This is a genomic window from Phenylobacterium sp. GW823-FHT02A09 (assembly GCF_058797775.1).
Genome location: NZ_JBXAJZ010000002.1, coordinates 502,014 through 514,206, shown reverse-complemented (window position 1 = coordinate 514,206; position 12,193 = coordinate 502,014). Strand labels below are relative to the sequence as shown.

Below are 12,193 nucleotides of genomic sequence, written 5' to 3'. Positions count from 1 at the left end.
GATTCCTGTGAACGCCCCAGCGAAACCGAACGATTACACCGCCTATCCGGACGCGTCCGGCCGCTTCGGCGACTACGGCGGACGCTATGTCCCCGAGACGCTGATGCCGCTGGTCCACGACCTGGACGCGGCCTACACGGCGGCCAAGAACGATCCGGCCTTCCAGGCCGAGCTGCGCAGCTTCCTGACCCACTATGTCGGCCGCCCCAGCCCGCTCTACTACGCCGAGCGGCTGACCGCGCACTACGGCGGGGCGAAGATCTATCTGAAGCGCGAAGAGCTGAACCACACCGGCTCGCACAAGATCAACAACTGCATGGGCCAGATCCTGCTGGCCATGCGGATGGGCAAGACCCGGATCATCGCCGAGACCGGCGCCGGCCAGCACGGCGTGGCCACGGCGACTGTCTGCGCGCGCTTCGGCCTGCCCTGCGTCGTCTATATGGGCGCGGTCGACGTGGAGCGGCAAAAGCCGAACGTCTTCCGGATGAACCTTCTGGGCGCCCAGGTCGAGGCGGTCACCGCCGGCTCGGCGACCTTGAAGGACGCCATGAACGAGGCCCTGCGCGACTGGGTCACCAACGTTCACGACACCTATTATCTGATCGGCACGGCGGCGGGCATGCACCCGTATCCGGCCATGGTCCGCGACTTCCAGGCCGTGATCGGCAACGAGGTGAAGCAGCAGATCCTCGAGCTGGAAGGCCGTCTGCCCGACGCGGTGGTCGCCTGCGTCGGCGGCGGATCGAACGCCATCGGCCTGTTCCACCCGTTCCTCAACGACGAGGGCGTGCAGCTTATCGGCGTCGAAGCCGCGGGCGATGGCATGGACACCGGCCGTCATGCGGCGGCGATCAACGGCGGCCGTCCCGGCGTCCTGCACGGCAACATGACCTATCTGCTGCAGGACGACGAAGGCCAGATCACCGAGGCGCATTCGATCTCGGCCGGCCTCGACTATCCGGGCATCGGGCCGGAGCACTCGTGGCTGCACGACGTCGGCCGGGCCAAGTATCTGACCTGCACCGACCAGGAGGCGCTGGACGCCTTCAAGCTGCTGGCCGAGCTGGAGGGCATCCTGCCGGCGATCGAATCCTCGCACGCCCTGGCCCGACTGCCCGAGATCTGCAAGGAGGTCGGTAAGGACGGGATCGTGGTGCTGAACCTCTCCGGGCGCGGCGACAAGGACGTGCAGACCGTCGCCGACCACCTGGGCCGCCAGATTTGACCGTCTCGATGGATCGGCTGAAGTTCGCTCTGCAGATCGTCGTCGCCGTGGCGCTGCTGCTGGGCGCGGCCTGGGCGACCGGCGTCGTCAAGGTGAACGTCGAGCTCGACCCGACCCCCACGGTGCACAGGGCGTCCCAATGACCAAATCCCGTATCGAGGCCCGCTTCGCCCAGCTGAAGGCGGAGAACCGGGCGGCGTTCGTCGCCTATGTGATGGCTGGTGATCCCGATTACGCGACCGGGCTGGAGATCCTGCAGGGCCTGCCCGGGGCGGGCGCGGACCTGATCGAGGTCGGCTTCCCGTTCTCCGATCCGATGGCAGAGGGCCCGCCGATCCAGCGCGCCGCCCAGCGGGCGCTGGCCAACGGCCAGACCCTGAAGAAGACCCTCGCGATGGTCGCCGAGTTCCGGAAGGGCGACCAGACGACGCCGATCATCATGATGGGCTACGCCAATCCGCTGGTGCACCACGGCTATGCGGCGTTTGCGCGCGACGCGGCGGCGGCCGGGGTCGACGGGGTGATCTGCGTCGACATCCCGCCGGAGGAGGCCGATCCGCTGGCCGACGCCCTGGACGCCCACGAGCTGTCGTTGATCCGGCTGGCGACGCCGACCAGCGACGACAAGCGGCTGCCGGTGGTGATCCGTCGGACGTCGGGCTTCGTATATTATGTGTCGGTCGCCGGGGTGACCGGCGTGAAAGAAGCAGACGCCGCCGCCGTGGCCCCGAACGTCGAGCGCATCCGCGCGGCGTCAGGCCTGCCGGTGGCGGTCGGATTTGGAATCAAGACGCCCGAGCGGGCCGCCGAGATCGCCCGGGTGGCGGACGCGGCGGTGGTCGGTTCGGCGCTTGTCGAAGAGGTCGCAACAGGCTTGGCAATGAACGAATCTGTGACCGCCAGGGTTCTTTCCAAAGTGGATTCCTTGGCTAAGGCTGTGCGCTCCGCGCGAGTCGAAAGCCTCACGGTGTAGAACCCCATGGCGATGGCTGAACAGCGAAACGACAAACCGGGCAAAGGCCCGCAAGCGCCCCGCGAACGCCGCGGCTGGCTGTCCCGGATCGCGCCCGGCGTGCGCAATCTGGTCGCCAAGCGCGAGACCCCGGAGAACCTCTGGGTCAAGTGCCCGGACACCGGCGAGATGATCTACCGCTCGGACCTGGAGGCGGCCCTGTGGGTCACTCCGTCCGGCCACCACATGCGGATCGGCGCCGAGCAGCGCCTGCGCTACACCTTCGACGACGGCCAGTACGAGAAGCTGGAAGCGCCGAAGGGCGTGGTCGACGACCCGCTGAAGTTCCCCGACACCAAGCCCTACATGGATCGCCTGAAGGCGGCCCGGAAGGCGAGCGGCGCGCAGGACGCGATGAGCTCGGGCTACGGGACCATCGAGGGGGTGCCCTGCGTCGTCTCGGTGCAGGACTTCAGCTTCATGGGCGGCTCGCTCAGCGTCGGCGTCGGCGAGGCCTTCATCAAGGCCGCGCAGGAAGCCGTGAAGCGCGGCGTGCCCTATGTGATCTTCACCGCCGCCGGCGGCGCGCGCATGCAGGAGGGCACGCTGGCCCTGATGCAGATGGCCCGCACCACCCTGGCGCTGAACGAGGTCAAGGCCGCCGGCCTGCCCTACATCGTGGTGCTGACCGACCCGACCACCGGCGGGGTTTCGGCCTCGTACGCGATGCTGGGCGACATCCACCTGGCCGAGCCGAACGCCATGGTCGCCTTCGCCGGCCGCCGGGTGATCGAGCAGACCATCCGCGAGACCCTGCCGCCGGGTTTCCAGCGCGCCGAATTCCTGGTCGAGCGCGGCCAGATCGACCGCGTGGTGACCCGCGCCGAGATGCGGCCGGTGCTGGGTTCGCTGCTCAAGACCCTGATGATGGGACGCGCACGTTCGAAAGCCGCCTAGGCCTTGTCATTGCGCCCCCTCTGGGGGAGCTGTCAGCGAAGCTGACTGAGGGGGACTTTGACTCCGAGCGTTGCGGCGGCTGCGGCCCCCTCCACCACTTCGTGGTCCCCCTCCCCCAAGAGGGGAGGAATTAGACATGTATGATCCCATCCGTGCTTCGGACGAGGCGATCCTGCGGCTGCGGGCGCACCATCCCTCGCTGATCGATCTGACGACGGGCCGCGTCGAGCGACTGCTGGCGGCGCTGGGTCATCCGGACCGCAAGCTGCCGCCGGTGATCCACGTGGCCGGCACCAACGGCAAGGGGTCGACGGTGTCGTACCTGCGGGCGATCGCCGAGGCCGCGGGCCTGAAGGTCCACGTCATCACCTCGCCGCATCTGGTGCGGTTCGCCGAACGGATCCGGGTGGCCGGCGAACTGATCAGCGACGCGCGGATGAGCGAGCTGATCGACAAGCTCGAGACGGCCAACGCCGGCGAGCCGATCAGCTTCTTCGAGATCACCACGGTGCTGGCGATCCAGGCCTTCGCCGACACGCCGGCCGACCTCTGCATCGTCGAGGTGGGCCTGGGCGGCCGGTTCGACGCCACCAACATCTTCGACGCCCCCGCCGTCAGCGTGATCACGCCGGTCGACTACGACCATCTGGAGATGCTGGGTCCGGAGCTCTCCAAGATCGCCTGGGAGAAGGCCGGCATCATCAAGCAGGGCCGCCCCGTCGTGGTCGCCCGCCAGATGGAAGAAGGCGAGGCGGTGATCCTGGCGGAAGCCGAGAAGCTCGGCGCGCCGATCACCCTGATGGGTCGCGATTTCGACGCCTGGGAGGAGCGCGGGCGGTTGCTGGTGCAGATGCCGGACCAGCTCTACGACCTGCCGGCTCCCAGCCTGTTCGGCGGCTATCAGTTCGCCAACGCCGGGCTGGCGGTGGCCGCGGCGCTGGCCCTGGACGACCCGCGGATCGACGAGGCGGCCCTGGCCAAGGGCGTGTCCAGCGCCGTCTGGCCGGCCCGCTTCCAGCGCCTGACCGAAGGCCCGATGGCGCGGCTGGCGGCCGAGCGCGGCTCGGACCTGTGGCTGGACGGCGGGCACAATCCGCATGCCGGCCGGGCCCTGGCCGAGGCGGCCGGGCGGCTGGTCGCCCGCGATCCGCGGCCGCTGGTGCTGATCGCCGCGATGTTCGCCCGCAAGGACGCGCTGGGCTTCTTCCAGCCGTTTGCGGACCTCAAGCCGACCGTGTTCGCCACCACCTTCGATTCGCCCAACGCCGCGCCGGCCGACGAGCTGGCCGCCGCCGCCGCCCAGGCCGGGCTCGCGGTGGACGAGGTCGCCGACGTCGAGGCCGGACTGCGCCGCGCCCTGGCCATGCCGGGACCTGCGCCTCACGTCTTGATCTGCGGAGGGCTGCACTTCGCCGGCGAGGTGCTGGCCATGAGCCCCGAGACCTGGCCGACATGATCCCGTGGGTTCATCTCGGGACCGCGGTCGTGCCCGGCGACGGCGGCGAACTGCGGCTCATGCAGCGGGGGACTGAGTTCTCGATCATGTCGGGCGCGATCGAGCTGATGAGCAGCCGGCTCAGCGGTTCGGAGAAGGCGTTGGCCACCCTGGCCTGCGAGCGGCTGAAGGATCGGCCAAGGCCGCACTTCCTGATCGGCGGCTTCGGCATGGGTTTTACGCTGCGGGCGGCCCTGGAGAACCTCGGCCCGTCGGCGCAGGTCACTGTGGGCGAGCTGGTCCCCGAGATTATCGATTGGGCGCGCGGGCCGATGGCCAATCTGTCGGGCGAATGCCTGAAGGACCCGCGGCTGACGATCGCGCTGGGCGACGTCGGCGACCTGATCCGGTCGGGCCGCGAGAGCTACGACGCCATCCTGCTGGACGTCGACAACGGGCCTGAGGGCTTGAGCCGGGCGGAGAACGACAAACTCTACAACGACGGCGGCCTGGCGGCGGCGCGTCGCGCCCTGCGGCCGGGCGGGATCCTGGCGGTCTGGTCGTCGGCCCGCGACGAGCGCTTCACCAAGCGCCTGCGCCGGGCGGGCTATGATGTGGAGGAAGTCGGGGTGCGCGCCACAGGCGGCAAGCGCGGCGCGCGGCACGTCATCTGGATGGCGACCGCGCCCGCGAAAGGCTGACGCAGCCGGGAGGCCCGGCTGCGCCGCAGAAGCTTAGATGCCGGCTTCGTTAAGCCACTCGACGATCTTCTGCTTGGGCATGGCGCCGACCTTCATCGACGCCATCTGGCCGCCCTTGAACAGCATCATCGTCGGGATGCCGCGCACGCCGTAGCGCGACGGCGTCGTCGGGCTGTCTTCGATGTTCAGCTTGGCCACGGTGACCTGCTCGCCGAGTTCGGCGGCGATCTGCTCCAGGGCCGGAGCGATTTGCTTACAGGGGCCGCACCACTCGGCCCAAAAGTCCACCAGCACAGGCTTGGAAGCCTGCAGGACGTCCTTGTCGAAGGATTCGTCGGTGACCGTCACGGTGCTCATGAAAAGCTCCTTATAGCCCAGCCGGAAAAACGCGTGGCTGCGGCTCTCGATCCGCCGATGTAGGCGGGCATGGCCCTGGTATCAACCTTCACGATGGAGGTCGGCAAGGGTCTGACGCCACAGGTTTTCTGGAACCGCCATCAGCTTCGGGCCATCGGTCCAGACCAGGGCGGCCTCGATGCGACGGCCTTCGAAGATATCCTCTAGCACCGCGGCGTAGATCGCCATCTGCCGCAGGTAGGCGCGGTCGGCGTCCTCGATGCGGGCGGGGGAGGGGCGGTTGGTCTTGAAATCCGCCACCAGGACACGGTCTTGCAGCACCACCAGCCGGTCGATGCGGCCGGAAATGGCCAGGCCCGGCGGCAGGCCGCGGGCCGTTCCGGCGACCGAGACCTCGGCCCGGCTGCCCGGTCCGAACACCTCGGAAAAGCGGGCGTCGGTGAGCACGCCCATGGCGGCGGCGGTCATCTCGGCGCGCTGCTCGGCGGACAGATCACGTTCACGCGAGAGGATGCGGGCGGCGGCTGATTCACGCTCCGCAGGCGGCAGATCGGGCAGGATCTGCAGCAGCCGGTGGATCAGGTCGCCGCGCCGGAACCGGCCCAGGCCCTCGGTGCGGATCAGCGGCGAGGTGGCGGGCGTAGCCACGTCCTCGCTCAGCTGCGAGGGCGAGGCGTAGCGGGCGAAGGCCTCGGCCGGTGGCGCTACCTGCGCCCAGGCCGGCAGGGGGGCGGTCGCTTCGGCCAGGGCCTGGGCGCGGCCGAGCGGGATCGGATCGGGGCCGAAGCGCACGAACTCGCGGCCGCCGCCGACGATGACGCGCTTCTCGCCGCCGACGTCGGGGTGGTCGAAGGCCGCAACCGCCGCGCCCCACCAACCCTTGATGTTCTCTTCCTTGGCGGTGGACGAGACACGGCCGCACAGCACCAGCCGGTCGCGGGCCCGGGTGAGGGCCACATAGAGCAGGCGAGCGGCCTCCTCCTCGTCCTTCTTGGCGCGCCATTCGCGGGCTTCCAGCGAGGCGGCGCAGTCGGTCCCCTTCGACGTGCTCCAGAGGAAGCCGCCCTGCGGGGTGCGCATCAGCGGCGAGCCCCGCGCGGTGCGGCCCAGCGTCGTCTCCGGCAGGAAGACGATGGGCGCCTCCAGCCCCTTGGCGCCGTGAGCGGTCATCACCCGCACCTCGTCGCGGCCGGCCTCCATCTCGCGCTTCACCGTGATGTCGAGGCTGGCGAGCGCGGCGGCCAGGCTTTCGAGGTCCTCGACCCCGCGGCCCTCCGCGGCGAGCACCTGGGCGAGGAATTCGTCGAGCGCGTCCTCGGCCTCGGCGCCCAGCCGCTCCATCAGCCGCCGGCGCATCGAGCGGCCGCTCTCGTCGCGCAAGGCCAGCAGCCGGGAATAGAACTCGAAGGGGCGCGCGGCACGGTTGGCGACGAGCCATTCGACGAGGTCGGCGGCGGCGGCCCAGGCGGGCGTCTCCTCCCGGCGGCGGCGCAGCAGGGCGGCGAGGTTCTCGCGGCCGCGGCCATGGGCCAGGGCGTAGAGGCTGTCGTCGGAGAGGTCGCAGAACGGGCTGCGCAGCAGGGCGGCCAGGGTCAGTTCGTCGGCCGGGAACTGGGCGAAGCGGGCCAGAGCCAACAGGTCGTCGAAGACGATGTGCTCCGAAAGCGCCAGCCGGTCGGCGCCGGCGACCGGGATCTTGCGGTGCTTGAGGGCGCGCAGGATCTCTTCGAACAGCGCCTTGCGGCGGCGGACCAGGATCAGCACGTCGCCGGCGGTGGCCGGGCGCGGCTGGCGGCTGTCCTTGTCGAGCACCGCATCGCCGCGCTCGATCAGGGCGGCGATCTCGGCGGCGATCTTCTCGGCCAGGCGCTTGTTGGCGCTGGCTTGGCCTTCCTCGTCGAGCGGGGCGTCCCAGGCGTCGCGGACGTCGCCCTTCTCCTCGCGCTCCAACGGCCAGAGGTCGACGCAGCCGGCGTCGGAGCGCACGGCCTGGTGGACGATGGCTTCGGCCTCGACCCGCGGCAGGATCGCGGCGGCCAGTTCGGGCGGGGCGAAGGCGGCGTCGACGAAGCGCAGCACCTGCGGCGTCGAGCGCCAGGAGGTCAGCAGGTCGACGCGCTCGAACCGGAAGCCGGCGCCGGTGGCGCGATCGCGGTGGAACTCGAACTCCTGGATCAGCAGTTCGGGCCGGGCGCCCTGGAACGAGTAGATCGATTGCTTCTCGTCGCCGACGACGAACATGTTGCGTTCGAGCAGGCGTTCGGCGGGCTGGCCGGCGCCGGAGAAGAACTCCTCGGTCAGGGCGCGGACGATTTCCCACTGCTCGGGGGCGGTGTCCTGGGCTTCGTCAACGAGGACATGATCAACCCCGCCGTCGAGCTTGTAGAGCACCCAGGCGGCCATGGGCCGTGAGGCGACGAGATCGCGTGTTTTTTCAATAAGATCGGTGAAATCCAGCGCGCCGGAGGCGGTCTTCTCGATGGCGTAGGCGGCGAGGTAGGCGCTGGCCAGGATCAGCGCGCCGTGGGTGTCGTGGGCGACCCGTGCGGCGCGGCGGCGCTCGCGGGCGATCTCCAGGCGATCCTGTTCGGCCAGCAGGAAGAAGCGCAGGTCTTCGCGGACCTTGAGGCCGGCGGTCTTGGCGACCCAGGCGACCGGCGTGCTCTCGCCCTTCTCGGTGAAGAGCGCAGCGAGGCATTCGTCCAACCCGGCGCCGGGGGCGAGGGCGGCGGCCAGCTTGGCGGAGTTGGTGATGTCGGCCTTGCCGCCCTGGGCCAGCACCTCGACGCAGTCGCGCCAGGCCGAACGGTTCAGCTGGGCCAGCGCCTGGGCTTCGACCGCGTCGGGGTCGGTGGGCTCGTCGAACTCGCAGACCTGCCAGACGTGCTCGACCGTGCCTTCCAGGCCGCCGTGGCGATCGAAATAGGCCCCGAGCGCGCCGCGCTGGCTCTCGAAGGTCGCGAACATGCCCTGGAAGCTCTGGAAATCGAGCGCCACCGAAAAGCGGGCATAGGCCTGGGCGACCGCGCCCTCGCCGCGCAGGGCGTGGCGGGCGACGGCCTTGCGGGCGGCGTCGGCGACGGCGGCGCTGGCGCTGTCGTCCATGACCCGGAAGCCGGGCGAGACGCCGGCCTCCAACGGGAAGCGCCGCAGCAGCTTTTCGCAGAAGGCGTGGATGGTCTGGATCTTCAGGCCGCCGGGCGTCTCCAAGGCGCTGGCGAACAGGGCGCGGGCCTTGGAGAGGCTGCGGGCGTCATAGGCCTGGGGCGCGCGGCCTTCGAGCTTGGCGAGCTCGGAGCGCAGACTGTCGTCGTCATAGACCGACCAGCCGCCCAGCAGGTGGTAGAGCCGGCGCTGCATCTCGGCGGCGGCGGCCTTGGTGTAGGTCACGCAGAGGATGGTCTCGGGCTTGGCCCCGGCCAGCAGCAGGCGCGCCACCCGGTCGATCAGGGTCTTGGTCTTGCCCGACCCGGCGTTGGCGGTGACGAAGGCCGAGATGGCGGGGTCGGCGGCCAGGCGCTGCGGGTCCCCAGCGGCGATGATCGCGTTCACTCGCCGTCCTCCTCGCCGCTGGTCGACCACTCGAAGACGCGGGCCAGGTGGTCGTAGTCGCTCATGTGCAGCTTCACGAACTGCGGGGCGACCCGCGAGGCATAGGGGCGACCGCGGTCGAACTGGTCGATCAGCTTGGCCAGGCCCTCCAGGGCGCGGGCCGCGGCGTCAGCGCTCTCCTCGCCAGCGGCGGCGCGGACCTCCTCGCGACCGGCGGGCTTGCGGCCGGTGACCTCCAGATAGGTCAGCTCGCCGGGCTCGGCGCGGCCGATGTCGGGAAAGCCGCCGCCGGCCAGGATCGCGGCGGTGAGGGTGAGCTGCGGCGAGAAGCCGGTCTCCACGACCTTCTTCGAGGGCGCCTTGCCGGTCTTGTAGTCGAGGATGTGGCCGTAGCCCTCGGCGTCAAGCTCGATACGGTCGGCCTTGGCGGTGACGGTGAACGGACCGGCCAGGGCGTCGATGGTGCGCTCGCCCGCCTTCTCGACATGTATGGCGCGGCCGTCGGCGCGGCGGCGGGCTTCGAGGTCGGCGACCCAGAGCGCGGCTTCGCGGGCCAGGGCGGCCTCGCGGGCCAGGGCCTCGTGCGGCATGCCAGCGGCTTCGAGTTCGGCGACGTACATCGCCTCGAAGATCGCCGCCGCGTCGGGCGGCAGCTCGCGCGGATAGTCGGTGGCGAAACGCTCGAAGGCGGCGTGGATAGCGGTGCCGCGGGCGCGGGCCTCCACCGCCTCGTCGGGGCGGTCGAGCGGGAAGAACTTGAGGATGTCGCGGGCCCAGACGCCGTAAGGATCGCGGGTCAGGGCCTCGATGCGGGTGACCGCCATGCGGCGCGGACGGTCCTCGATCGGCGGCGAGGGGGCCGGGCGTTTGGCCGGTGCGTAGGTCTGGGCGGCGTCGAGGGCGCGGGCCCAGTCGAGGACGTCCGGGCGGCCGGGGAGCAGCACGCCGGCGCCGCGGGCCAAGGTCTCCAGCCGCCAGAGCCAGCGCGACTTGACCGCCGGCGCGCCCTCGCGGCGCTCGGAGTGCAGCAGGATCACTTCTGGCGCGCAGGCGGCCTGGGCGAAGTCGTGGGCGGCGAGGCCGACGCGGCGCTCGGGCGGCGGCAGGCCCAGGCGTTCGCGCATCGGGCGCGACAGGAATGGGTCGAGCGGCGCGCCCTGCGGCCAGACGCCTTCCTCCAGGCCGGCGACCACCAGCCGGTCGGCGCGTGTCAGGCGCGCCTCGATGGCGCCGAGGATGCGCAGGCGCGGATGGGTCGAGCCGCCGGTGCGGACGCTCTCGCCGGCCATCAGCCGCGAAAGCAGATCGGCGAAGCCGCGGGCGGTGACGTGCGGCAGGCCTTCGGATTCGTCGATCAGCCCGGCCAGCAGCCGGCCCAGCGCCTCGCCGCCGTGGTCGGCCCAGAGCTGGCCGTGGTCACCGAGCGGATCGACGGCCAGGGCTTCGAGGGTTTCGGTCAGACGCCGCGCGGCGTCGGCCGGCGATTGGGCCTCGCCATCGATCACCAGGCGAGAGAGCGACGCCTGCAGCGTGCGGGAGAGGGCGAGCGCGATCTCGGACTTGCCGAGCCGCGCCTCCAGGGCCGGCCAGGTTGTGCAGCGCGGGCCGCGCAGGCCCTCCCGCTCCAGCGCCGTGCGGGCCTCGACCAGGTGTTCGGGATCAAGGCCGAGGCGCACGAGCGGATGCTTGAGCACGGCGAGCAGCGTGATCGGGTCGAGCGGGTCGATGGCGGCCTTGGCGACCAGGCCGGCCAACACCCCGCCGGGGCAGCCGGAGAGCGAGAGGCCGGCCGAGGAGTCGGCGGCGACGCCCCAGCGGGCCAGCTTGGCGGCGACGCGGCGGGCCAGGGCCTGGTCGGGGGCGACGAGGGCGGCGGTGCGGCCGGGCGTCTCCAGCGCCTCGCGCAGCAGCAGGGCGGCGGTGGTGGCGGCCTCCTCCTCGGCGCGGGCGGTCACCACGGACAGGCCCGACAGGCCCTCGGCGATGGCGTCGACGCCGTCCTTGTCGCCCTCGCGGCGCAGGCTCTCGATCACCGACAGCCAGTCGGCGGTGCGTTCGGCCGGGCGCAGGGCTTCGTTGATCACCCGGCGGCGCCAGCGGCCACGCGAGTCGAGGGTGAAGGAGGCGGGCCACTCCATGACGTCGCGGCGCTCGACCCCGGCGCGGTGCAGCAGGCGGCGCATCGCGCCCTGCGGATGCTGTTCGCCGACCTCGATCCAGGCGCTTTCGGCCAGGCTGTCGTCGAGGCCGGGCAGGACCACGGCGCCCTGCGGCGCGGCGGCGACCACGGCCAGCAGGTCGGCGGTGGCCGGCGCGGTGCCGGTCGAGCCGGCGGCGATCAGCACGCCCTGCGGCGGGCGGTCGGTCCAGGCCTGGGCCAGCTTGCGCAGCAGCGCCACGCGGCGCTGGGAGACGTCGACCAGGCCAAGCTCGGCCAGGCGCGCGGGCCAGGCGACCTGGGCCATCTCCAGGAACTCGCGGCTGATGCGCCAGTGCTCGGCGAGGTCGGCGCCGACCAGTTCGGCCAGGCCGTCGCCGCTGACCTCCTCGATCTGCAGGCTGTCGAGGAAGCCGCCGAGCGCGTCGGCCAGTTCCAGGGCGGCGGAGGCGTCAAGCTCGCGGCCGAGCTGCCGCTCGTGCGCCTTGACCAGCCGGGTCAGCTCGAAGCGGCGGCGCAGCGAGCCGATGGCGGCGGGCAGTTCGACGGCCAGGTCGCCGGGCTCGAACGGCGGCTCGCCCTCGTCGAGGTCGCCGAGCGGGCGGATCTGCGGCGGCAGCACCGCCTTGCCGCCGGCCGCGGCGATGAAGGCGTCGGCCAGGGCCCGCGCGCCGCGCCGGGTCGGGGTGAGGATGATGGCCTGCGATAGCGCGTCGGGGCCGAGCGGGGTCAGGGCGTCATAGAGCCCGGCGGCCAGGTCCTGCACGAACGGCCGGTGGGCGGGGATATTGAACCAGCGCGGGCCGGGGCGGGCGAAGAGGGTCATGGCCTCCAGATCCTCCCCTCTTGGGGG

General features: G+C 71.3%; 9 protein-coding genes. 6 read left to right on the top strand and 3 right to left on the bottom strand.

The features are described from left to right. The first annotated feature begins 7 nt into the window (after positions 1–7). The 6 genes from trpB to AC1Q87_RS09675 all read left to right on the top strand — a co-directional run bounded on the left by trpB (position 8) and on the right by AC1Q87_RS09675 (position 5,273). Positions 8–1,228 carry a tryptophan synthase subunit beta gene (gene trpB / locus AC1Q87_RS09700; protein ID WP_492608745.1) on the top strand — a complete coding sequence of 407 codons (1,221 nt, stop codon included), beginning with the start codon at positions 8–10 and terminating at the stop codon, positions 1,226–1,228. 8 nt (positions 1,229–1,236) lie between these two features. Beyond that, on the top strand, positions 1,237–1,371 hold the full coding sequence (locus tag AC1Q87_RS09695; RefSeq protein ID WP_492608744.1) for a hypothetical protein: 135 nt from the start codon (positions 1,237–1,239) through the stop codon (positions 1,369–1,371). Next, on the top strand, positions 1,368–2,201 hold the full coding sequence (trpA, locus tag AC1Q87_RS09690) for a tryptophan synthase subunit alpha (RefSeq protein ID WP_492608743.1): 834 nt from the start codon (positions 1,368–1,370) through the stop codon (positions 2,199–2,201). The genes AC1Q87_RS09695 and trpA overlap by 4 nt, the downstream gene beginning before the upstream one ends. Positions 2,202–2,207: 6 nt before the next feature. Next, on the top strand, positions 2,208–3,137 hold the full coding sequence (gene accD, locus AC1Q87_RS09685) for an acetyl-CoA carboxylase, carboxyltransferase subunit beta (protein ID WP_492608742.1): 930 nt from the start codon (positions 2,208–2,210) through the stop codon (positions 3,135–3,137). Positions 3,138–3,273: 136 nt separating this feature from the next. After that, entirely contained in the window at positions 3,274–4,593 is a 1,320-nt protein-coding gene (locus AC1Q87_RS09680) for a bifunctional folylpolyglutamate synthase/dihydrofolate synthase (RefSeq protein ID WP_492608741.1), read from the top strand. Then, positions 4,590–5,273: a spermidine synthase gene (locus AC1Q87_RS09675; protein ID WP_492608740.1), complete on the top strand. Its 684-nt coding sequence runs from the start codon at positions 4,590–4,592 to the stop codon at positions 5,271–5,273. Before AC1Q87_RS09680 ends, AC1Q87_RS09675 begins: the two co-directional genes overlap by 4 nt. 33 nt (positions 5,274–5,306) lie before the next feature. Here the strand turns inward: AC1Q87_RS09675 and trxA are convergent, their stop codons facing one another. The 3 genes from trxA to addB form a co-directional block, all read right to left on the bottom strand. Continuing rightward, positions 5,307–5,630, bottom strand: a complete 324-nt coding sequence (gene trxA, locus AC1Q87_RS09670) for a thioredoxin (protein ID WP_183771157.1) — start codon at positions 5,628–5,630, stop codon at positions 5,307–5,309. 81 nt (positions 5,631–5,711) lie between these two features. Next, positions 5,712–9,182, bottom strand: a complete 3,471-nt coding sequence (addA, locus tag AC1Q87_RS09665; RefSeq protein WP_492608739.1) for a double-strand break repair helicase AddA — start codon at positions 9,180–9,182, stop codon at positions 5,712–5,714. Beyond that, on the bottom strand, positions 9,179–12,166 hold the full coding sequence (gene addB / locus AC1Q87_RS09660) for a double-strand break repair protein AddB (RefSeq protein ID WP_492608738.1): 2,988 nt from the start codon (positions 12,164–12,166) through the stop codon (positions 9,179–9,181). Before addB ends, addA begins: the two co-directional genes overlap by 4 nt. Positions 12,167–12,193: the final 27 nt, after the last annotated feature.